The 22,638-nt window shown below is 68.4% G+C and carries 16 protein-coding genes and 1 tRNA gene; 6 read left to right on the top strand and 11 right to left on the bottom strand.

Going from position 1 to position 22,638, the window contains the following annotated elements:
• Position 1: 1 nt before the first annotated feature.
• Together SSMG_RS05900 and SSMG_RS05895 are read right to left on the bottom strand one after the other, a co-directional pair.
• On the bottom strand, positions 2 to 895 hold the full coding sequence (locus SSMG_RS05900; RefSeq protein WP_009073736.1) for an amino acid ABC transporter permease: 894 nt from the start codon (positions 893 to 895) through the stop codon (positions 2 to 4).
• The gene (locus tag SSMG_RS05895; protein ID WP_009073734.1) at positions 882 to 1,829 is read right to left on the bottom strand and encodes an ABC transporter substrate-binding protein; all 948 of its coding nucleotides are present in this window, start codon (positions 1,827 to 1,829) and stop codon (positions 882 to 884) included. Before SSMG_RS05895 ends, SSMG_RS05900 begins: the two co-directional genes overlap by 14 nt.
• Positions 1,830 to 1,928: 99 nt before the next feature.
• Between SSMG_RS05895 and SSMG_RS05890 the strand changes: the two genes are divergently transcribed.
• On the top strand, positions 1,929 to 2,315 hold the full coding sequence (locus SSMG_RS05890; protein WP_009073732.1) for a pyridoxamine 5'-phosphate oxidase family protein: 387 nt from the start codon (positions 1,929 to 1,931) through the stop codon (positions 2,313 to 2,315).
• 28 nt (positions 2,316 to 2,343) lie between these two features.
• Here the strand turns inward: SSMG_RS05890 and SSMG_RS05885 are convergent, their stop codons facing one another.
• The 3 genes from SSMG_RS05885 to SSMG_RS05875 all read right to left on the bottom strand — a co-directional run bounded on the left by SSMG_RS05885 (position 2,344) and on the right by SSMG_RS05875 (position 7,202).
• Positions 2,344 to 3,543 carry a GTPase gene (locus tag SSMG_RS05885; RefSeq protein ID WP_037712698.1) on the bottom strand — a complete coding sequence of 400 codons (1,200 nt, stop codon included), beginning with the start codon at positions 3,541 to 3,543 and terminating at the stop codon, positions 2,344 to 2,346.
• 319 nt (positions 3,544 to 3,862) lie between these two features.
• Positions 3,863 to 5,635, bottom strand: a complete 1,773-nt coding sequence (locus SSMG_RS05880) for a dynamin family protein (RefSeq protein WP_037712696.1) — start codon at positions 5,633 to 5,635, stop codon at positions 3,863 to 3,865.
• 97 nt (positions 5,636 to 5,732) lie between these two features.
• Positions 5,733 to 7,202: an IniB N-terminal domain-containing protein gene (locus SSMG_RS05875; RefSeq protein WP_037712694.1), complete on the bottom strand. Its 1,470-nt coding sequence runs from the start codon at positions 7,200 to 7,202 to the stop codon at positions 5,733 to 5,735.
• Positions 7,203 to 7,506: 304 nt separating this feature from the next.
• Between SSMG_RS05875 and SSMG_RS05870 the strand changes: the two genes are divergently transcribed.
• Together SSMG_RS05870 and SSMG_RS05865 are read left to right on the top strand one after the other, a co-directional pair.
• Positions 7,507 to 8,649, top strand: a complete 1,143-nt coding sequence (locus SSMG_RS05870) for a molecular chaperone DnaK (protein WP_037712692.1) — start codon at positions 7,507 to 7,509, stop codon at positions 8,647 to 8,649.
• The gene (locus SSMG_RS05865; protein ID WP_037712690.1) at positions 8,646 to 11,270 is read left to right on the top strand and encodes a helix-turn-helix transcriptional regulator; all 2,625 of its coding nucleotides are present in this window, start codon (positions 8,646 to 8,648) and stop codon (positions 11,268 to 11,270) included. Before SSMG_RS05870 ends, SSMG_RS05865 begins: the two co-directional genes overlap by 4 nt.
• A gap of 13 nt (positions 11,271 to 11,283) precedes the next feature.
• On the opposite strand, the gene SSMG_RS05860 is transcribed toward SSMG_RS05865, so the two are convergent.
• The 3 genes from SSMG_RS05860 to SSMG_RS05850 are packed head-to-tail and all read right to left on the bottom strand — an operon-like array spanning position 11,284 to position 13,268.
• Positions 11,284 to 12,027: a ferredoxin reductase gene (locus SSMG_RS05860; protein WP_037712688.1), complete on the bottom strand. Its 744-nt coding sequence runs from the start codon at positions 12,025 to 12,027 to the stop codon at positions 11,284 to 11,286.
• Positions 11,997 to 12,596, bottom strand: a complete 600-nt coding sequence (locus tag SSMG_RS05855) for a sulfite oxidase-like oxidoreductase (protein ID WP_009073719.1) — start codon at positions 12,594 to 12,596, stop codon at positions 11,997 to 11,999. Before SSMG_RS05855 ends, SSMG_RS05860 begins: the two co-directional genes overlap by 31 nt.
• A 48-nt stretch (positions 12,597 to 12,644) precedes the next feature.
• Positions 12,645 to 13,268 carry a pentapeptide repeat-containing protein gene (locus SSMG_RS05850; protein WP_009073717.1) on the bottom strand — a complete coding sequence of 208 codons (624 nt, stop codon included), beginning with the start codon at positions 13,266 to 13,268 and terminating at the stop codon, positions 12,645 to 12,647.
• 472 nt (positions 13,269 to 13,740) lie between these two features.
• Between SSMG_RS05850 and SSMG_RS05845 the strand changes: the two genes are divergently transcribed.
• On the top strand, positions 13,741 to 14,946 hold the full coding sequence (locus tag SSMG_RS05845; protein ID WP_234392802.1) for an IS110 family transposase: 1,206 nt from the start codon (positions 13,741 to 13,743) through the stop codon (positions 14,944 to 14,946).
• Between the two features lie 61 nt (positions 14,947 to 15,007).
• Positions 15,008 to 16,327, top strand: coding sequence for a hypothetical protein (locus SSMG_RS45990; RefSeq protein WP_199785813.1), 1,320 nt, complete (start codon positions 15,008 to 15,010; stop codon positions 16,325 to 16,327).
• 292 nt (positions 16,328 to 16,619) lie between these two features.
• On the opposite strand, the gene SSMG_RS05830 is transcribed toward SSMG_RS45990, so the two are convergent.
• From SSMG_RS05830 to SSMG_RS05820, 3 genes are all read right to left on the bottom strand, one after another.
• On the bottom strand, positions 16,620 to 18,047 hold the full coding sequence (locus SSMG_RS05830; RefSeq protein WP_009073709.1) for an ATP-binding protein: 1,428 nt from the start codon (positions 18,045 to 18,047) through the stop codon (positions 16,620 to 16,622).
• Entirely contained in the window at positions 18,044 to 19,678 is a 1,635-nt protein-coding gene (locus SSMG_RS05825; protein ID WP_199786162.1) for an FAD-dependent oxidoreductase, read from the bottom strand. The genes SSMG_RS05830 and SSMG_RS05825 overlap by 4 nt, the downstream gene beginning before the upstream one ends.
• A 126-nt stretch (positions 19,679 to 19,804) precedes the next feature.
• On the bottom strand, positions 19,805 to 21,484 hold the full coding sequence (locus SSMG_RS05820) for a coagulation factor 5/8 type domain-containing protein (protein WP_286156935.1): 1,680 nt from the start codon (positions 21,482 to 21,484) through the stop codon (positions 19,805 to 19,807).
• 845 nt (positions 21,485 to 22,329) lie between these two features.
• Here SSMG_RS05820 and SSMG_RS05815 point away from each other — a divergent pair.
• Positions 22,330 to 22,402: transfer RNA gene (locus SSMG_RS05815), tRNA-Ala, on the top strand.
• Positions 22,403 to 22,638 lie beyond the last annotated feature (236 nt).

The following is a 22,638-nucleotide window of genomic DNA, read 5'->3' as shown; positions in this document are numbered from 1 at the left end:
TTCAGACACGCGCACCCCTCACCAGCGGCATCCCCTTGAACGCCTTCCCGACCCGCGCGACCGGACTCCGGTCGGCCGCCCCGAACGAACGTTCAAGGTAGTGCTGGCCGATGCCCGCCACCGTCACCACGACCATGTACCAGATCGCCGCCGCGATGAGCGTCTCCATCACCAGCAGGTTGTTGGACGAGATGTTGTTGGCCGCGTGGATCAGCTCGGTCACGCCGATCACCGACGCCATCGACGTGCCCTTGAGCATGTTGATGAAGTCGTTGCCGGTCGGCGGGATGATCACGCGCATCGCCTGCGGAAGAACGACCCGGCGCAACGTCGCGCCCGGCGTCATGCCGATGGACTTCGCCGCCTCGGTCTGCCCTGCGTCGACGCTGGTCAGCCCGGCACGAACGATCTCCGCCATGTACGCGCTCTCGTTCAGCGCCAGCCCGAGCAATGCCGCGGTGAACGCGCTGATCAGCACGTTCGTCGGCTCGTGGACGAGATAGCCGCAGAAGGGCAGCGGGATCGAGACGGTCGGGAAGATCAGCGCCAGGTTGTACCAAATCAGGATCTGCAGCAGCACCGGAAGCCCGCGGAACAGCCAGATGTAGGCCGCCGCGAACCACTTCGCGACCGGGTTGGCGCTCAGCCGCAGCAACGCGATCAGGACGCCGAGCACGATCGCGATCGCCTGCGCGATCACCGCCAGCACGACGGTGTTGAGCAGCCCGAGCGCCATCACGCGGTAGAAGACGAAGTCCGGTACCGAACCCCACTCGATCTGCGCCTGCGCGAGCGCGAAACCCAGCAGCACCAGCAGGGCGACGATCACCGCCGCGCTGACCCAGCGTCCCCAGTGCCGCAGCCGGACGATCGGCAGCGGTTCAGCTTCCGCCATTGACGGCCGCCTCCTTGATCGCGCCCTGCTCGACGCCCCAGGACTGCAGGATCTTGCCGTACGTCCCGTCCGCGACGAGCGACTGCAACGCTTGTTTGACGGCGTCGCGCAGCTTCGAGTTGTTCTTCGCGAAGCCCATCCCGTACGGCCCGCCCTCGATCGGCTGGCCGGGCACGACCTCGAAGAACTTGCCGTCGCCCGCGGTGCGCGAAATGTAGACCGCGCTCGGCAGGTCGTTGAGAATCGCCGCGACGCGACCGGTCCGCAGCTGATTCTGGTTCTGGTTGTCGCTGTCGGTCGCGGTGACCGTGATCGCCGGCTTGCCCGCCTGGGTGCATTTCGCGCTCTGCGCGGTGGCGAACTTCTGGTGGCTGGTGCCCTGCACGACCGCCACGTTCTTGCCGCACAACGTGTCCGGCCCGGTGATGCCGTCCGGGTTGCCCTTGCGGATCATGATCGTGATGCCGGACGAGAAGTAGTCGACGAAGTCGATCTGCTGCTGGCGTTCCTTGGTGTCGTTCATCGCGGCCATGGTCAGGTCGACGCGGCCGGACTGCAGGCTCGTGATCAGCGAACCGAACGCCAGGTCCTGGTAGGCGACGGTCACCCCGAGCTTCGCCCCGACGGCCTTGGCGAGATCGACCTCGTAGCCGATCGGCGTCTTGCCGTCCGCGGCGTAGAAGTTGTTCGGCGCCGACTGGATGTTGGACGCCAGCCGCAATGTCTTGGCCTGCGCCACCGCCGGCGGCAACGCTCCGGCGAGCTGCGGGTCGGCCTTGATCGACCCGAGCAACGCGGTGTTGTCCGGAACAGCGCTCGGCTTCTGCGGCTGCCCGCCGCCGGCCCCGTCGGGACCCCCTCCACAGGCAGTAGCGAACGCGAGCAGACCGCCGAGCACAGCGGCCTGCCAGGCACGGGAACGAAGCGCCGACATGCGGACCCTCCAGGACGTCGTTGGTTCCGCGGGACGCTACAACTGGTTGTTAAAGAGGTCAACAAGCAGTTGAATTTCTGTCTCGTCTAGCGTGCGGACATGACACCCGACGAGAGCCTCCGCCAGTTCTGGACCGAACGACGGCTCGCGTCGCTCACGACGGTCCGGCCCAACGGGACGCCGCACGTGGTCGCGGTGGGCGTGACGGTCGACTTCGAGCAGGGCATCGCCCGCGTGATCGCCTCCGGGACCTCGTACAAGGCGCGCCTTATCCGCGCCGCTGGAGACGCTGGGCTGGCTGCCGCGGTGTGCCAGTTCGAGGGCCGGACTTGGTCCACGATGGAAGGCCGGATCCGTCTCCTCGACGATGCCGCTTCAGTCCGCGACGCCGAGGAGCGTTACGCCCAGCGGTACCGGCAGCCGCGGGAAAACCCGCAGCGAGTGGTCTTGGAACTCACCATCGGACGGGTGCTGGGCAACGCCTGAGGCTCTGCGGGTTGGGCTTTCGCCCCGGTCACACGAACTGCGCCAGCAACCCTTCCGCACTGCGCACCACAACCTGCGCCGCGGCCCGGTCCGCCAACGCGCGGTCCGGCCGCTCCGCCTCGTGCCGCCACCGCATCACCGCGTCGAGCCCGGCTTCGTACATCTCGCGCGGATCCGTACCCTCCGCGAGCCCCAGCCGCTCCTCCGACGCGGTCCCCTCCGCGCCCAGCAACCGCACGGCCTCCTCCGCGGACTCCCCCGCCAACGCCGTCCGCCCGCCGCGAATGTCCGCGATCAACCGCAACTCACGGAAGTCGTGCGCACTGGCCGAAAACCGCTCGACCCGCGCCGCAAGCCGATCACTGTGCGGTCGCGGCTCCGCGTTCAGCACGGTCTCCAACCGAATCAACGCCGTCCGCGCACGCAACGCGTCCGCACGCGCGGCGAAACAACCCGCGATAGTGTCGCGAAGCTCGCCAAGACCGCTACGCCGCACCAGTTCCGCCGACAGCTTCACGCGGTCGTCACAGCCCGTACGGATCAACGTGAGTGCCAGCTTCACTCCGAACAACCCGAAGCGCACTACCAACGACCGTCGCGTCTCGACCGACACTGGTCCCGGAAACGCTGGATCAGTAAAGGTGTCGACCGACAGCAGATACCGCTCCAACTCCTCACGCGGTACAGCCGCGAAGGCCGCGAGAAGTTCGAACTCGTCATCAGTGAACGCGCGCGCCCCGTACGCAAGCTGCGCCGCCACCGCGATCACGCCTTGGAATCCGCTGCACAGCGGGTCTTCGCGCCACGCGCGCCGCGCTATCTGCTTCGCGGTAAGCAGTGCGTCGATTCGCCCAGCGCCGGTCTCGTCCGCGCGCGCCAGCACAAGGATCGTGTCGACGGCCGTCTGTCGCGCGAACGCCGAAGGCGCTGTCGGACGCAACGTCGCCAAGTGGTCGGGTTCAAGGTGACGTAGCAGCTGTACGGAGGCGTCGGTGAGCGTCGACGGGTGCGGCGCGTCGAGAAACTCCAGATCGCGCAACGCCCGCGTCGGCCAGTCCCCCAACGCGGCGGTCAACGTCGATTTCCCCGTGCCCGCAGCCCCTCCGATGCCCACCCGGAGCGGCTCGTCGAGATGGTCAAGCGCTTCCCCCAGCAACGCCGAAGCCCTCGGGCTGTCGCGGTAGTACGCAGAAGCATCCGCCAGAAGCGCCCGAACGTCCTCAACCACGCGCGACACCACTCCTCACTCGACTCGCCCCGAACATCCTCGGCTACCCGGCAATGCGCCGCTCACCGAGTCCCGCCGTTGCCCAGCCGACCTCAGCCGAAACCGCCCTCAACCGCCCAAGAACGACACATTCCCGACCGCCAAGCCCTTCCAGCCCGCAGTGCCGCCTCCCAAACCGGTTCGCCCCCGCCGAAGCAAGCCGCCACCAACCGACGCGGCTGGGCCACGCGGACTCGTCGCAGTGCAACGCATCGAGACCAACTGACGCCCACGATGCGGAAACCCGCTCAAGCTCGCCGCGACCAGGCCGCCCCGCCGGTCACGCAGACAACTCCTTAGGGGCCCGGTTGGCCAGCATCCCCAACTCCCCGGCCCGCTTGTGCAATCCCGCGAGCCGGTCGATCTCCCGCCGCAGCGCCGCGCTGCGCCGCTCCCGCTCGGCCGATCCGGCGATGATCATCTCGCGCTCCCGCGTCAGCTCGTCGGCAAGACCGTCCGCGAGTTCGGTGAAGTGGTCCCGCAACCGTCGCTGCACGTGGCGGATCGCGTCGCGGCATTCCTTGCTGAACCGCAGGAACACGTCGTCGACGTGCCGTTGCGCGGTCATCTTCGCCACCGCCTGCCGGCGTTGCAGCCGCATGCCGCCCTCGTCGCTGATCGTCTTCGCCGCGAACGCGACCCCCGCGCCGATCGACACCGGGTTGATCAACGGCAGCCCCGCCAAGCCGGTCACGAGGCCGAACATCAGCACGCCGCCATACGAACCGCGCAGCCCGGTGAACGCTTTCTGCCCGATCTTGAACCGTTCGATCCGCGGCTGCCGCACCTCGGCGATCCGGTCCGCGCCGGAGTCGGTCAACGCCAGGTCCGGCAGGTCGTACTGCGCGCCGAAGCTCACCGCCACCGCCTGCGCGATCCACTCCGCGCGCTCGGCCGCGAAGGTGTAGGTCGTCTCGACCGCTTCCGCGAGCGTGCTGTCCAGCCACGGCCCGAACTCGTCCCACACCTTCACCGGGTCCCCGCGGTCGAAGGTCTCGTCAATCGTCTCGACGATCTTCCGGGTGCGTTCGCGCAGGTCGTACTCCGCGTCGGACTGGAGGTCAGCGATCTCGTCCGCCAGCAGGTTCTGCCAGCGGCTGTTGCGTCGGCGCAACTCGTCAGCGCGGCGCTGCGAACGTTGCAGCAGCGTCGTCTGATCAACGCCCGCTTCCTGTCCCGCCGCCTCGGCGCGCGCCCGCAACGTCTCGACCAGCTCGGCCGCCGCAGCGCGCACACTCACCGCCGCGAGCAAAGCAGCCGTGCTCTCCGCGGGCCGCGACACCTGCGTCGCGATCCAGGAAAGCAGCTCCGGGAACCCGGACCGCGCGTTGAGGTCTTGGTCACCGCCCTTGGCCGCGGCGAACCGAACCGTCGCCGACACGGGCAGCACCGGCGAATCGATCCCCGCTGCCGACAACGCGGTGCGGTTCTGTTCGGCAACCGTGCGCCATCCGGGGCTGACATCGATCTTGGTCAGTGCGACTACCACGTGCGGGCACCAGGTCCGGATGTGGTGCGCCAACGCCAGTTCGGCCTGATCCAGCGGAGCGGCGGCGTCGGAAACGAGAATGACCGCGTCCGCGTCCGCGAGAACGTCCAGAGCGGCAGCGGTGCGAGGCGATCTCGGGTCGCCGATCGCCGGGGTGTCGATGAGCACCAAGCCCGCGGACAGCAAATCGCGCGGCACCCCGACCTCGACCCGCCGCAGGGACCCGGCCGGCCGGGCGCCGACCTCGCCGGTCAGCTTCTCGATCTCGACCGGGATGCGTTCTTCGGCGCGTCCGACGAGCGTCGCGCCGGGTTCGGCCGCGTACGCGACCTCGATCGGCACCGCGGGGGTCGCCGCGTCGCCGACCGGGCAGACCGGCGCGTTGAGCACCGCGTTGACCAGGTAGCCCTTGCCTTGCTTGGGAAATCCGAGCACCGCGACCCGCGTGCCTCCCGGCGGCCGGTCCTGACGCCGGCGAAGGCGTTGCGCCAGGTCTTCGCGGCCGTGCGTCCGGCAGGCATCCGCGGTCTCGGCGAGCACTTCGAGCCAAGCTGGAGCCGTCACGGCGAACCAGTGTCCCCCGTGTACGGGGAGTATCCGAACCGGGTGGTGGCTCCGCGGTCGCACCCAGACCGCGGAGCCACTCCCGGATTACCTCTGCTCAGAGGGAAAGGTGCAGCTCACCGCCGCCGTGCGAGGTTTCCGCACCGGCGTGCAGGTCAAGGCCGAGGCCCTGGTGCCCGAGGTCGGAAACCGACGAGACGGTGTCGTGCACCATGCCGACGCCCGCGTCGGTCCCGGTGTGCGTCTCGGTCGCGGCGTCGGAACGCTCGGCGTCGCCGTGCGAAACGAGCGAGTGCGCCTGCTGGGTCACGCCGTTCACCGCGTGGTTCAGCCCGTTGGCGCTGAGCGTGTTGCTCAGGCTGCCGACGTTCTCGGTGACGGTCCCCACAGTGTCGCTGACGTGCCCGGCGATCCCGCCGCCAGCCTCAGTCGCGTGGCCAGCGACCTGTCCGGCGGAGTTCGCGACCGGCAGGTCGCCGAGGCTGACCGGCGAAGCCGCGGCGAGCTCGCCGCCGACGTGCTGCACCTGCGAGACCGCACCGTCAGCCGCGGTGGCCGCCTGGCCGCTCGCCTGCGCGACGGCGTTGGAGTCCAGCCCGCTGGCCAGGTCGTTGCCGAGGGAGAGCGCGCTGGTCGGGTTCTGCACCAGCGCGGTGACGGACGCGGCAGCGTTCTGCACGTCGCCGAGCCCCGGCGCCGAGGACAGCCCCGGGACGGCCGGAAGACCCGGCCCCGCCGGAACCGACGGCAGCTCGCCAGCCGCGGGCAGCGCCGGAACGGCACTGGCGACGTCGCCGACGCCGGGCAGCTCGCCGAGACCCGGCAGTTCACCGACACCCGGCAGCGCACCCGCGCCCGGCAGCTCGCCGACGCCCGGCAACGCACCTGCACCCGGCAGCTCACCGACGCCGGGCAGATCGCCGACACCCGGAAGCGCACCGGCACCCGGCAGTTCGCCGAGCCCGGGCAGCTCGCCCACACCCGGCAGCGACGGCAGGTCACCACGGCCCGGAAGCTCGCCAACCGCGGGCAGCGCCGAAGCACCAGCCACGTCGCCGACGCCGGGCAGTTCGCCGATACCAGGCAGGTCGCCGACGCCCGGCAACTCACCCGCGCCCGGCAGCTCGCCGACGCCCGGCAACGCACCGGCACCCGGCAGCTCGCCGAGGCCGGGCAGCTCGCCCACGCCCGGCACCGACGGCAGCTCGCCGAGACCCGGAAGCCCGGGCGTGCCCGCGGACGCCGACGCGCCGCCAGCCGCCCCGCCGCCAGCCGAAACGCCGAGCGAAGCGGTCAGCGCCTGCAGCTGCTCGATCGCGCCCTGCGGGCCGTCGCCGAGCGCAGTGGTCAAGTCGCCCGCCTGGGGCAGCTGGCCGAGCGAGGCCAGGTGGTCCACCGGCACGTAGTCGAGCACCAGCGGGGCGACCTCGTTCACATCGGCGGCGCTGATGTCGCCCAGCCCAGCAGCGGCCAGCGCGGCCTGCGGGTCCTGGCCGAAAGCGGCGAGCGCGGACGGGTCTTGGAGCAAGCTGAGCGTGAAGTCGTGCAGAGTCTGCACCGAATCCATGGGGGGATCTCCACTTGTAGTGATTACGGGGGATGCCCGGCCGTCCCCGGCCGAGCGTGGCGCCCAACGTAGGGACGGGGCACCCGCGCTCACATCGGGGTTTACACCCAGTCGCGCCTCGCTCAGCCGTTAGGGGGTCGATATGAGATCGTTAGGGAGTTAGGGGATCGGACACGCGGAACCCGGTTGGGTTAAATCCCACCCCACTCTTGCCCGTCTGACCCGAACGGGTGAGGATGCGTATCCGTTCAGTGAGTTACGCCCCTTGGCCGAACCCTGACTGCGACGAAGGGAGGAAGCGGCGGTGCCCTACGTGCTCGGCATCGACCTCGGCGCTGCCCGGACCCACGCCGCGCTCCGTCGCCGGCAAGGTGACCGGTGGGACGATCCCGAGCCGTTGTGGCTGGGCGAGAGCACGCCGGCGACCGCGACCGCGCTCTTCCTCGACGACGAGGGCTACCTGCTCACCGGCGACTCGGCCGCGCAAGCCGGCACCGCAGTGCCGTCCCGGCTGATCACGGGTTTCCACCGCCGCATCGGCGACGACGTGCCGGTCTTCCTAGGCACAGAACCCTTCACGCCGGAATCGCTGACGACCGTCTTCGTCGAAGGCATCGCCGACGTCGCGGCCAGCCAGGCCGGCGGACCGGCCCGCCAGCTCGTCGTCACCCACCCCGGTGACTGGGGCGGTTACCGACGCGAACTCCTGCGGCAGTCGCTCGCGGAGTCCGGTTTCACGGCGGTCACTCTCGTGCCCAGCGCGGTCGCCGCCCTCTATGCCCACCTCCCAGAACCCGGCGCGGGCGACCGAACGGCCGCGGTGTGCGAGTTCGGGCCGGACGGCGTCACCGTCACCCTGGCGACCGCCTCGGGAGCCAGCGGCTGGATCGCCCGCAACAGCGCCGAGGGCATAGCACCGAATTCCGCGGTCAAGACAGCCTTTGGCCTCGCGCAGGCGGCCAACGTCGCCCCCGAGTCGCTGGCGGGCATCGTGTTCTGCGGCGAACCCGGCCCAGGCACTCGCCCAGGACGCCTGCCCTGCCCGTTCTTCCTGGGCCCGCAACCTGCGGATACGGCCGCCATCGGGGCCGGGATCCTCGCCAGCCAGCGGACGCGCCCCCTCGCTCGACGGGAAGCCCCCGCCCCCGAAACCACCTTGCTTCCGCGAGTCGACCGCGAACCCGAACTTCCCGAAAGACCCGAGCGGCCGCCGGTGGAGATCACTCCATTCACGCTGCCGGAGCCCGAGGGCGCTGCCAAACTGTTGCGTCGATGGCGACCGCTCGCCGCCGCGGCGGCAGTGCTGGCGGTCAGCTCCTCGATCTTGATCGCGGTCCTCACGTCCCACGAAGCGACCGCCGACAAGGAACCCGTTTCTCCCCGTCCCCCTGTCCTGAGCTCGTGCGCCCACCCAGCCACAGCTCCCTCCGGTGAAGGTCACTGTTGAACGCACTGCTGGCGAAAACCGGCAACGACGCCGTCCACCCCGCAGCCCGCCGCCTCCTTGAAGAACTCGCCGACACCCCCGCGACCCCAGTCCGGCTCGTGGTCGTCGCGCCGGGAGGCTACGGCAAGACTGCCTTGCTGGGCGCCCTCGATCGCAGCTACCGCGAAGCTGGCGTCGAGGCCACCGTCGTCGACGACGCCGACCAGCTCGACGACGATGACCTGACCAGGCTCACCATGCTCGCGGCCGCCAAAGAGGGACCGCTTGTGGTGGCACATCGTCCAAACCCTCGCGCACAAGCGTTGCGGTCCCTCGGCGAAACGCTGCTGCTGCCGCCGCTCACCGTCGACGAAGTCGGCAAACTCGCCAAACAACTCACCGGACGCACCGCGGACGCCTCCGCCCTGCACGCCAGCACCGGAGGCGTCCCTCGTCTCGTGGAACGAGTCGTAACCGCCCGTCTCGCGGACTTCCGCGCCGAGCTGGCTGCACTCGACGACGACGTTCTCCGCTACCTCATCGCCGCCGAGGCCGGTGCCGCCCGCAACCTCGACCTGCTGTGTTCGTTGCTGGAGCGCACACCGGACGAACTGCCCGAAGTAGTCGACGGGGCCCGCGCTACCGGTCTCCTCGACGCCGAAGACAACCTCCTGCCTGCCGCCGCCGAAGCGGTGCGCGCTTACGGGCCGCCCGCCCGTCGCTTAGCGGTGCTGCAACAACTCGTGGAAGCACAGCTGGCGCAAGGCCTGCCCGTACTCGACCTCGCGACGTCCCTGCTCGACGCCGGCAGCTCCGGAGGCTCCGCGGCCACCGCATTCGCGACTGCCGCCAGCGAAGCACTCGCCACCGACCCAAAACACGCCGCGCGGCTCTTTGAAGCCGCAGCGGAGGCCGGTGCCCGCGACGCCGCGACCACCACGGGCTGGGCCCGCGCCGCCGCCCTGTCTGGGGATTTGGACACCGCCCTCCGCCTAGGCGACGGCATGCTGTCCGGCGACGACCCCGAGGCACGAGCCGCCGGCGCCGAGATCGCCGCGACCGTCCTGGCTCACCGCGGCGAACTAGCCCGCACCGCAGAGCTGTACCGCTGGGCCGCCGCCACGGACAGCTGGTCCCGTCAACACGCAGCCACACCGGTATCCACCCCCGGCGGCCACGACTCCACCCGCCCCGACGACGCAAGCCCCAACGCGGCGGCCACCTCCACAAACTCCCAAGATGCCGCACTCCCCCATCACGGGAACACGGCCGAGTCGCGTACAGACCCCGCTTACGCTCCCGGCAATCCCGCGTTCCCGACGTCACCCCAGCCAAACGGCGAAAGCTATCGCTGGGTAGGCCCGGGTGCGGTGGATGCGTTCGCCACGATCGCCCTAGTCGGCACTGGCCAGGCCACGGATGTTCAACCTGTCGCCAACGTCCCGACGCCGGGCGTCGCGCCGACGTTGTTCACCGGTGCCGCAGCGCGAACAGCGAGCGGCATCGTGGAATCGGTGTTGGGCTGCGGAACAGAGGCGTTGCCGACGCTCGTAGGCGCTGCAGCAATGCTCGAACCAGCGGTCGGCGGTGCACCGCTTCCGGACAGTCCAGCCGCACTCGCCGCACTCGCCGGCCTGCACGCAGGTGAATTGGCGCTCGCGGAATCGGTGCTGGAACGAGCACTAGCCAGCAGCGTCGGCGGCGACTTGCTAGCAACCCGGCACCGGCTGCTGCTCGGCTGGGTCGCGATGACCGGCGGCCATCTCGCCGCGGCGACTGAACACCGCGACGCCGTCGCTGGCACCAAACTAGAAGCACGCGACGAACTGTTCTTCGCGACGCTGGAGCTCGGCCTCGCCCGCCGGGCGAGCGATTTGGTCGGGCTGCAACAGTCGTGGGAACGGGCGTATCAGGCGTCCATGCGTCAACAGGTGGACTTGTTCACGCTCTTGCCATTGGGCGAACTGGCAATCGCCGCCGCGCGGACCGGTGCGCACGCCAAACTGTCCCGCCGGCTCGAGCGTGCACACGCCATGCTCGACCGTCTCGGCAATCCTCCTTTGTGGACGGTCTCGCTGTGCTGGCACGAACTGCACGCCGCGATCACCACGGAAGACCGGGCCACCGCCGAAAAGCAACTGGCAGCACTGAACCGCTTCGCCGACTGCGGCCGCTATCCGGCCGCGCTCGCCCGCGCGGCAGGCTGCTGGCTCGCGGTGCTCGGCGGCACGTTCGATCCCGGCGAGATCTCCGCAGCAGCCGCGGAACTTCACGAGCTGGACCTGTGCTGGGACGCTGCCCGCCTGGCTGGCCAAGCCGCGATTCGCACCTCCGACCGCAAGGCGATGGTCCAACTCCTCGAAGCGGCTCGGCAATTCCAAGGCACGACTGGACGTCTCGAGTCCGCCACCCCGGCACCAGGCGCGGCGACCGGTCTGAGCGCACTCAGCGAGCGCGAGCTTGAAGTCGCCCGTCTGGTGGTTGACGGCCTGACCTACAAACAAGCCGGCAGCAAACTCTTCATTTCCGGCAAGACTGTCGAACACCACATGGCCCGCATCCGCGGCAAACTCGGTGCCGCAGACCGTCGCGAACTGCTCGCAACCCTGCGCGAACTCCTCGCCAAACCGACCGCGCACTGAGTCGTGAACGGCCTCAGTCCCGGCTGGGGCCGAAACGTTCAGTCCGGATCGACTGCGGCGAATGTCCCAGCGCGAGCATGATGTCCGCGGCGGTCTCGACGAACCCGGTCGGCCCGCAAATGTACGTGGTGGCACCGAAGTCTGCTGGCCACGCGGCGGTGTTCAACGTGGGAACGTCGATGCGCCGCGGAATACCGGACTGCCCTTCCGGAAGTTCCCGCGTGTAGACGTAAGTGATGTCCAAGCCGGCGTAAGGTCGGCGAAGTTCTGCGGCGTAGTACAGCTCCTCCGGGGTGCGCAGCGAATAGACCAGCCGGAACAGCGCTTTGCTGCCAGCTTCGCGACGAGCCCGGATCATCGCCATCAACGGGACGATGCCCGCGCCACCGGCGACAAGCAGCACGGGTGCCGTATCGGCGGGCCGCCACACGAACCAGCCCCCAATCGGGCCGCGGATTTCGACCGGATCGCCGATCGCGTACGGACCGGTGAGGTGTTCGGACACTTCGCCGTCGGCTACCCGTTGCACGGTCAGCTCGATTCGGTCTCCGTTCGCCGGCGCAGCGAGCGAGTAGCTGCGTTGTGCCGTGTAGCCGTCAGCTGCGGTGAGACGAACGTCGACGTGCTGTCCCGCGAGATGGCCCGGCCACCCTGGAATGTCGAAGACCAGGGTGCGCGCGGTCGGCGTCTCCTGCCTGATCTCGGCGAGCCGGGCGACACGCCACGCTAGTCGCCCTGATACCGCTGTTCCCGCCATGGATCTCCGTAGTCGTGGTAGCCGGCCGCTTCCCAGAAGCCCGGATCGTCCTTCGTCGCGAGTCGCAGCTCGCGCACCCACTTCGCGGACTTCCAGAGGTAGAGGTGCGGCACCAGCAGCCGGGCCGGTCCGCCGTGTTCCGGGGTGAGCGGCTTGCCGCCGTACTCGTAGGCGATCCAGGCCTTCCCGTTGAGCAGGTCCGCGAGCGGAAGGTTGGTGGTGTAACCGCCGTAGGAATGCGCCATCACGTAGTCAGCAGCCGTCTCGAGGTCGCCGACGAGCGCATCCACCGGGACGCCGCGCCAATGGGTGTCCAATTTGGACCATTGGGTGACGCAATGGATGTCGACCGTGATCTTCTCGCTCGGCAGCGCCATCAGTTCCGGCCACGACCATGAGCGACGTTCGCCGCGCTCGGTCACGACCGCGAATTCCCACCGTTCTGCGCTCACCCGAGGGGTGGGTCCGGCGGAGAGAACCGGGAAGTCTTCGGCGAGGTACTGCCCTGGCGGCAGCCGCGGGTTGGCACCGCGGGCGCGTCCGGTGAAGCCTGGTGTGACGACTCCCATCGCGCTCCCTCCAGACATACCCGACAGCTCAGTCCTTCGGACGCGAGACTACCCGCGTACCTGCAGCCCGAGCGACGTGACGAGCACCGCCGCCTGTTCCGGTGACACGATCGCGCCGGTCAGCGACGCCCGGGTCAGGTCGAGGGACGACAGATCGCTTCCCCGAAGCTCAGCACGCGTGAGGTCGATGTCCTGCAGCTCCGCGCCGGAGAGATCCACGTCGGTGAACACAGCGCCCGCACACTTAGCCTTGGTGAGGTCCGCTTCCCGCATCCGGACCCCTTGGAACGTGACTCCACGCAGGTCGGCACCGTTCAAACCGGCGAAAGACCAGTCTCCGCCGGTCACGCGCAACGGCCGCAGGCCGCAATCCTGGAATCGGCTACCGACCAGCTTGCATCCGGTGAACTCGGCATCGAACAGGTTGCACCCTTTGAACGCGCATCCGGTGAACGCCGAGTCGGTGTGCCGGGAGGCGTTGAACTGGACGTTTCCGAACACACAGTCCAGGAAGGAGACACCGCGCGTGATCGCCTCGGTGAGGTCGACCTGGTGGAACTCACAACGCACGAACCGACGCGCCGTGAACTCCTCCGCGTACCAGTCTTCGCGCCGGTAGACGCGGTCTTCGACCGTCTCGAGGTCAGACGGCTCCTGGTCGTGTTCAGACATTCGCCAAGCCTAGTTGGCCGCCGTGCCGATCGGGTTGCGAACGCGACGTCACGCGTTTCGTCGCCACCAGATGCTGGGTGGTGACCAGAAACACCGGGATCGCAGCGCCGACCGGTGTCGCCTGTTGCTCAGCCGGCGTGCGTGGTCGACCTGTTCCGCTCCGTTACGCGGCTCACTGGTGCACCATCCTTGTGTCGGTAGCCGTGAGGTTGCCGATGCACCCGAGGTGCTGCCGGGTTATCGCCCCGCTCGCTTGACGCGTTCGACGTCCAGCATGAGTTCCGCGGGACCCGGCAGTTCCCGGGGCGTGCCGACCGTCGACAGGGCTGTGCGCCACCGAGCGCCGATCAGTGAGCGAAGCGGCAGACACGCCCTGGCACCAGAACAAGGGTGCCTCCCCACTGGGATCAGCAGCGAGGAGGCTGTCATGAAGTCTGCCCCGTCCACTCTGCCCGAGGAACCACCCAACAGCGTGACCAGCGGCATCGACTGGGCTCGCGACGATCACGCCGTCGCGGTTGTCGATGGCCGTGGCCGCCTGGTGGCCCGTGAGACGGTCGAGCACAGCAACACCGGTCTGCGCACTCTGCTCGGCCTGCTCGCCGAGCACGGCGCCGCCGAGGTCGCGATCGAACGTCCCGACGGACCAGCCATCGACGCGCTGCTCGAGGCCGGCCTGACCGTCGTGGTGATCAGCCCGAACCAGGTCAAGAACCTGCGCGGCCGATACGGCTCGGCCGGCAACAAGGACGACCGGTTCGACGCGTTCGTCCTGGCCGACACCCTGCGCACCGACCGCGTCCGGCTGCGGCCGCTGACCCCCGACGACGAGACCACCCTCGCCCTGCGACGCGCCTGCCGCGCCCGCAAGGACCTCGTCGCCCACCGCGTGGGCCTGGCCAACCAGCTGCGTGAACATCTCAAACGCGTATTCCCCGGCGCCGTCGGGCTGTTCGCCGACATCGACAGCCCGATCAGCCTGGCGTTCCTGACCCGCTTCGACTGCCAAGACCGCGCCGACTGGCTCAGTCCCCGCCGCCTGGCCGCCTGGCTGGCCAGCGCCGGCTACTGCGGCCGCGTCGACCCCGCCGTGCTGCACCAGCGCCTGACCGCCGCACCCCGCGGCGCGGCCGGTGACCACGGCACCGCCGAAGCCCGCATCACCCGCGCCCTGCTCGCCGTGCTGACCAGCCTGGTCCAGCAAATCAAAACCATCTCCGCACAAATCGCCGAGCAGCTCGCGCTGCACGCCGACGCGCACATCTTCACCAGCCTGCCCCGCGCCGGCCAGGTCCGCGCAGCCCGCCTGCTCGCCGAGATCGGCGACTGCCGCGCCCGCTTCCCCACCCCCGAATCGCTTGCCTGCCTGGCCGGCGTCGCACCCTCGACCCGACAATCCGGCAAGATCCGCGCCGTCGGTTTCCGCTGGGCCTGCGACAAACAACTCCGCGACGCCGTCACCGATTTCGCCGGCGACTCCCGCCGCGCCAACCCCTGGGCCGCCGACCTCTACAACCGAGCCCGAGCCCGCGGCCACGACCACCCCCACGCCGTCCGCATCCTCGCCCGCGCCTGGCTCTACATCATCTGGCACTGCTGGCAGAACAACACCACCTACAACCCCGCCAACCACAGAGCACTCCAACGCCTGATCAAAGATCAACAACAGGCGCCTTGACACAGGGCTACTCATGCCACAGCGAGAAGCGGTCTGCCCAGGACAGCCATACGATGGCCGAATGAGCGAAGGCCGATGGTTCGATGCCTGGGTGCCCTGGCCCGAACTGTCGGGCCTGGCCGCCGCGGGCCGGGCACTGCTGCCCGCAGTGCCCGCGACCCCGGCCGCGCTCGCCCGAACTGTCACCGAGCAACTGGTGGGCCGTCGGCTTACGACCACGGTGCAAGGTCATGAAGTTGGCCTGACCCTCACCGAACTCGATTACCCGGCGGACTCGCTTCGTCTGGCCACCGGTCGGGTCGGAGACGTCCGCATCGTCGCGGAAGATGTCGACTGGCCCGTTCCGAACAGTTCGGCGGCCCCCGTTGAGCACGGCGCCGGCAACCTTGCCGGCACTGCCCGGTCGTCGCGAACTGGAGCGGCCGCAGCAGCGTCGAACGTGCGTGGCGAAACGAAGGACCCGACCACCGCGGACGCATTTGACAAAGCTGCTGCGACGGGCACTTCGTCTCCCGCCGACGCGACGAGCGAGACGGACGGCCCGCCGGATGCGGCTGATCCTGCGCCTGGCGGCATCGCTCCGTCTTCCGTCGACCGAACTGGCCCACGCCCGTCCGGTCCACGAGAGAACACGGCATCGTCGGATTCGGTTCGAACGCAACGTGATCGCCGAAACGCGGAAGCCACGCCAGGCGCTGCAGCAGGGAGCCGCATCTCGGGACCTGACGCACCAAACGCGAGGCAGTCCGAATCCGAACGACCGACTTCTCGACGAGACTCCGGGCGGGCGTCCACCAGCCGCGAAACCGGCCCGGCAACTCGGCCAGTTCCCGAGACGTCTGCCCGGTCAGACGTCGACCGCATTCCGCTGCGGCGCGTAACCGTGCTCGCCAAAGACGTACGGCTTCGAGGATTGCCTTCGCCAGCGGCGATTCCCGGATCTGTCGAACTCGAGATAGAAGTGAGCGGGACCGTGGTGCGGGATCGGGTCGCCGCGGCGCGTCCGGATCTGATCGCGACGCCGCATCCGGAAGGATTCCAGGTGCGCTGGCGTAAACACCCGCGCTGGGGATATCTGACCCTCGTCGCGGACATCGAAGACGACGCAGTAGTGCTGACCCCGACCGCGCTCTGCCTCGGCCGGTGGACACGGCGTCCGCCGAAACGGATCCAGCCGATCGTGCTTCCCCTCCCGGATCTGCCGAAAGGCTTGCGCCTGACCGGAATTCGGCCGCGCGAAGACGAGCTCGCACTGACGATCGCAGCCGACGAATGGCCTGGGCGGCTCGCCCGGATTCCATTGCCGGACTTGCTGACCTGGCTGACAACAGCGGCAATGACACTGACACTTCCCGGATTCGGATCACGGTCCCTCCCCTGAACCGGCGGCGGCGCCCACCGAGCCCCCTCTGGGCCCGAGCAATGGACGCGATGCCGCCGTGTTCCAGAGTGCTCGAACATCCGTTCCCAAATCATCACTCGATCGGGGAAAGATCGGAAAGCGTTGGCGCACAAGGGAAACGCGAAAACAGGCCGAAATCCTGTCGGTGCGGTCGGCTAGCCTCGGAATCGAGCCGTCAGTTCGCTCCGAGGGGAGATCACCGATGACAACCGCTGCAGCACTGCTCCGAAGAACCCGGGCCCATGCCGGGGCTCCGCGGCCAAACGCGCGTTCAGAGCGACGCTTGTTCCTCCACCGGAAGGCAGACCTCGAACCGCGTGTCGCCCGGTTCCGACGTCACCTTGATGTCGCCGGAGTGCCGTTCCACGACGATCCGCCACGAGATGTCCAGGCCGAGACCGGTTCCTTCGCCCACGCCCTTCGTGGTGAAGAACGGCTCGAAGATGCGCTGCCGCACCTCTTCCGGAATCCCCGGCCCGGTGTCGCCGATCTCGACGCGCACCTGCTTTCCGACCTGCCACGTGCGCAGGGTCAGCGTTCCCTCGCCGCCCATGGCTCCGACGGCGTTGTCGATGATGTTCGTCCAGACCTGGTTCAGTTCGGCGGCGTACGCAGGAACCCGGTCGATCGAACAGTCGTAGTCCTTGACCACGCGGATTCCCTCGCCGAGCTTGCCCGACATCATCACGAGCGTGGAGTTGAGTCCTTCGTGGACGTCGATGAACTGGTGCGGCGCGCGGTCCATTTGCGAGTACTGCTTCGCCGCGCCCACGAGCGTGGAGACCCGGCTGGTCGAGTCTTCGATCTCGCCCATCAGCATCTCGGTTTCGAGGGCGTAGGCGAGCCAGCGGATCGCGCCGTCGAGCAGTCCTTCGCCCACCGACTCCAGCACATGATCGAGGTTCGTCGGCGTGAGTCCGGCGGCGACGAAGATGCTGGCGAGGTCCCAACCCTGGTCGATGCCGTGGTCGTCGAACCAGTCGCCGATCTCGTCCTCGCGGTCGGCCTGCTGCATCGCGGAGAGCTTGGGCGCGTCGCCGACCTGCTTCACCAGGCGTTCCTGCACGTCGAGGAGCAACTCGAGCAGGTCCGGGTCGATGTCTTTCTTCGCCAGGATCGCCAGCTTGTGCCGCATGCCGGCGACTCGCTCCCGCAGCGCGGCAGTCGCTCGTACCGCGGCCGCGGCCGGGTTGTTGAGTTCGTGCATGAGCCCGGCGGACAGCTCGCCGAGCGCGACAAGCCTGCGGCGCGACGACACCAGCGCGTCGGTGTTGCGCCAGCCGAGGTACATCCCCTCCAGCAGGTGCGCTGCCATCGGGAACCACTGCCGGAACTCGACAGCGAACTCCGCGGCGGGAAGCGTGAGGAAAGTCAGGTCGCTGACGGCGTAGATCGTCGCGCCGTAGGTGGCTTCACTGTCCTGGAAGGCCAGGAATTGCGTTGCGCCGCAATAGGAACCGCGCTGATCGGACCGCTTCATTTCGACCTCGGCACCGGCCACCACGCGGGTCATCCGCAGCGCGCCGTTGAGCAGGACGTAGAAGCACGTGGCCGGGTCGCCCTCGCGGATCACCACGGAGTCCGCTTTGAACTCCTCTCGCACCGCGTTCTGCTCGATCCAGTCGAGCTGCGCGTCGGAGAGATGTTCGAACAAGAACAGGCCGCGGAGTTCTTCGCGCGGCAAGGCGGGCTGAGTCACTGTTCCTCCAAGTAACGGTGGACCAGGGTCACGGCCATGGCACCCTCGCCGACGGCGGAGGCCACGCGTTTCACCGACTGCGAGCGCACGTCTCCGGCCACGAACACGCCGGGTACTGACGACTCGAGGTAATGCGGATCGCGGTCCAGGGTCCATCCCGGCGGCCTGCGCCCGTCCTCCACGAGGTCTGGGCCGGTCCGGACGAATCCGTGGGCGTCCCGGAGGACGCTCTTCCCCAGCCACTCCGTGCGCGGAGCGGCCCCGATGAAGATGAAGAGGTGTTCCGTGTCCAGTTTCTCGGTCACGCCGTCTTTGCAGACCGTGATGGCCTCGAGGTGATCGTCCCCATGAGCTTTCACCACCGTGGTGTGCGTGCGGACGTGGACGTTCTCGATGGCCGCGATCTGTTCGATGAGGTAGTGCGACATCGAAGACTCCAGCGACGCGCCGCGAACCAGCAGCGTCACATCGGTGGCGTGCTGGGCGAAGAACACCGCTGCCTGACCCGCCGAATTCGCGCCGCCGACGATGTACACGTGGTCGTTCGAGCACTCAGGTGCTTCCGTCGCCGCGGAGCCGTAGTAGACACCCCGGCCGGTCAGCTCCTCGATTCCCTCGGCTTCCAGCGCTCGGTAATTGACGCCGCTGGAAAGGATCACGGAGTGCGCTGCGATCTCGGACCCGTCGCCGAAGGTCACGACGCGGCTCGACCCGCGCGCTTCCAGGCCCACAACGTCGCGCGCCGTGAGCACTTCGGCACCAAACTTCTGCGCCTGGCGGCGGGCTCGGTCCGTAAGCTGCGCGCCGGACACTCCGTCGGGGAAGCCCAAGTAGTTCTCGATCCGGGAGCTGGTTCCGGCCTGGCCGCCAGTGGCCTTGCGCTCGACAAGCACTGTCCGCAGTCCCTCGGAAGCGCCGTACACCGCGGCACCGAGTCCGGCCGGGCCCCCGCCGATCACCACGAGGTCGTAAAAGTCCTGCGCGGGCTGCGTGGAAAGGCCCACCGCATTGGCGATCTCGCTTCCCGATGGCTGTTTCAGCACCGTGCCGTCCGGCGTCACGACGACCGGAATGTCGGTCTCGCAGGCACCAGCGGCTTGGAGGATGCGGCCGGCTTCTTCGTCGTCGACCGAGTACCAGCGGTACGGGACGGCGTTGCGAGCGAGGAAGTCGCGCATCCGGAACGACGGTGCCGAGTACCGGTGCCCGATCAGCTTCGTCTCTTCCACCGGACGATCGCCGACCGCGAGCCAGGTCTCGACGAGCGAGTCGATGACCGGGTACAGCTTCTCCTCGGGCGGGTCCCAGGGTTTGAGCAGGTAGTGGTCGACGTCGACCACGTTGATCGCCTGGATCGCGGCGTCGGTGTCGGCGTAGGCCGTCAGAAGCGCGCGCCTGGCGTTGGGGAAGAGATCCATCGCCTTCTCGAGGAAGACGATGCCGTCCATGTGCGGCATGCGGTAGTCGGCGAGGATCGCCGCGACGGCGTCGCCGCGCAGCTTGATCTCGCGAAGCGCGTCGAGGGCGTCGGCACCCGAGTCGGCACGGATGACGCGGTAGTCCTTGCCGTAGCGGCGACGCAGGTCGCGCGCCACCGACCGCGAAACGGCGGGGTCGTCGTCGACGGTCATCAGGATCGGCTGGCTCACACGGCACAGCCTACGGTGTCCTGCCGGCTGTCGTGGCAACCAACAGAACCAGGGACCGGTGCCCGTCGCGGCCGCCACCGCGGCGGGCACCGGTTGTCCAGGTGGCGGCTACGGATAGCGCGCCAAGTTCACCGGTTTCGTCCCCGCCGGAGTGGTCGCGCCGACGTCGTTGATCACGTGGGTGATCGTTCCCTGGTGGTTGAGCGAAACCGTCACCATGCCGTGGAACCGCACGTCGGGCGCGGTCGGCGCGGCGAAGGCGCGCGAGCAAGACACTGACGGGTTCGTATTGAAGAAGCAGTAGCTGCCCAAGCCCCACGCTTCGTGACTGGTCACGTCCGGGGCGACTTGGTACGCGGCGTAGCCCGCGCTCCCGCCGTCCGTCCAGGCTGCCTCAGCGGGGACGTCGTAGGGCATCTCGTTCTGGAAGAAGTAGGTGCGCCCGCCGTTTCCGTTCCAGACGACTTGCGTCTTCTGGAAGTGCTCGACGAACAACCCGTAGACGGTCACGTCGTCGCCGTTCACCACCAGTCCGGTGTCGGCCGTGTTGGAGTTCCAGCCGACTTCGCTGTCGTCGGCGCCGTGGTCGGCTCGCCAGAGCCACAGGTGGTCGCCGATCACGTCATTGCTGTTGACGACGAGGCTGGTGCGTGCTTTGCCCGCGACGGCACCGCCGACGCGGAAGAACACGTCGTGCAGCGAGGTCGGGTTCGCCGAATGGTCTGCGGCCGATCCGTGCCCGCCGACCTGCATGAGCATGTCCGACGAGGTCGTCCCGGCGTCAATCAGTAGGCCCGCGATCTTCACGCCGTCCACGTCGTCGACAGCTATCGCGGTGATCCCACCGTCCGGCACCAAGGTCGCGATGCCGAGGCCGAGGACGACAGTGTCCGGGCGAGTCACGTGAAGCGGCTGATCGAGGTGGTAGACGCCTGGGGTGATCAGGAGGTTCTCGCCCGCAGCCAGTGCCGCGTTCATCTGGGCCGCGGTCGCGCCGGGCTTCGCGATGAAGAACTGGTCGATCGGCAGCGAATCGCCTGGCGCGGGGTCGTGTTGCCAGGTGACTCCGGAAGTGTTGCTTCGCAGTGCGGGCACGAAAACCCGGTAGTGCCCGGACTCGTCAACCTGGAGGCACGGCTTCTCGCGGACGACCGGGGTCTGGCCGATCGTCGTGTACGGCGGCTCCGGGAAGGTGCTGGCGGGAGCGCCGTCCACTCCGACGAACACCATGTTCCAGGTGGACCCGGTCCAGTTGCCGAATTGCGAATCGCGCGAGATCCATTGCTGTTGCGACCCGGAACGGACCTGTCCGTCGATCTTCGTGTCCGAGATCCAGCCCCCGCTAGACCAGCCGCCGCCGTGGTCGAGACGGAGGTCGCCGCGGACGTGCATGCGCCGGTAGGGGCTCGCCTGCGAAACGGCCCATTGATCCGTGCCCCCGACGGGGTTCACAGACAGGTTTTCCGCACCGCGCCAGAAGTTCTGCGTCGCGTTGTTCGGGGGGAACCAGTCTGCTTCTACGTGCACCGCACCGTTGATCGTCACGGCGTCGGGCGTGCTGCCCAGTCCGAGGATTTGGGTGTAGAAGCCGACGTTCACGTCGTTGAAGTACGTGCCTGGTTTGAACAGCACCGCGTAGCGCTGACTGCCGAACTGGTTCTTTTCTTGCTCCGCGAAGATGGCGTCCAGCTTGCGCTGGATGCTCGCACTCGGCATCGACGGATCGAAAACGACGACGTTCGGCCCCAGGTCCACTTGTCCCGGCGGCGGAGAAGTAGTGCCACCCACAGAACTCAGTGTGAACGACTGGCCGACGGTGTCCGGACGGCCGTGTTGCGTTGGCTTCTCTCGACCGGCAGCCAGCACGGCTGGGCGCGGTTCGAGGTCACGGCCCGATGCAAGATCGACTACCGCCGCAGCCGGATACGCTGGCCATCCCGGGTCAGGAACGGTCGACGGCAACCGCGGCGGGGCTGTGACGCAGAGGGGTCCAGCGGCGCTCTTGTCCTCCGACGAGGCAAAGCGGGAGGGGCAGGTGGTCGTCTCCGTATCGCTCTCCTGAGTGAGGCGGAAGTGCCAATCGTGCGCGTTTGTTCCGGTGCTGGTGTACGGGCGGGCCAGCGAAACGGGCACAGAAGGCGGACGACTGGCGGCTCGCCGAGAGTTCGCCGCCCCGGTTCGGCCGGGCCACGCTTCAACGTTCGCATCAAAGGGCTGGCAGGCTCGCGGTTCGCTGGCCCGGCCAGGGAGACTGCCGACCGAACTCGGAGAAGGCAGCGCCAGAGCGGCCACGCTACGTGATGCGGGCTTCATCGCCACCTCCTTGCTGAGACGGGACTAGCGGACGACCCCCGGCCGGAGATGCGGTCACCGCGTGGCGGGGTCGGCTCGACGTCGCGACTGCGGAGGAATGTAACCGCGAGCACACCGACACTCAACGCAAACCTGAAGAAAAGTCAGGAAGGGCAGTCGACCTGCACTAAGACGCCAGGAGCGGTCGACGGAGAGGCAAGTTCGACCTGCTTGACCGGCCGTCTCCCCGGGCGCGCGACGGCTAACCGACCCCCTGACGAAGGCCCTGAAGGCGGGGTGTACTGTATGTCCATACGAGATGCGGAGTTCACCTCTGCTTCGGGGCTATGGCGCAGCTGGTAGCGCACCTCACTGGCAGTGAGGGGGTCAGGGGTTCGAGTCCCCTTAGCTCCACAGGTTCGATGAACCCCTTTGATCACGCGGTTGGCGCTGGTCGGAGGGGTTTTCTCATGTTCGCGGGGTGATCTCGCGTGATCGGGTCGAGCTGCTGCGGGGTGTCCCAAGTGGGAAGTCTCTGGGGCGCGCTGCTCCAGAGCACGCGCTTGCGGGCAGCGCCCTTTCCTCTTCCCCGCTGGGCAAGGCGGGAGTTGTCCCTCTTTCCATCGGCAATAAGGGCACGCGAATTCGGC

Origin of the sequence: Streptomyces sp. AA4 (assembly GCF_000158875.1) — a bacterium.
GTDB lineage: Bacteria > Actinomycetota > Actinomycetes > Mycobacteriales > Pseudonocardiaceae > Amycolatopsis.
This window is presented reverse-complemented; position numbering and strand designations above follow the sequence as displayed.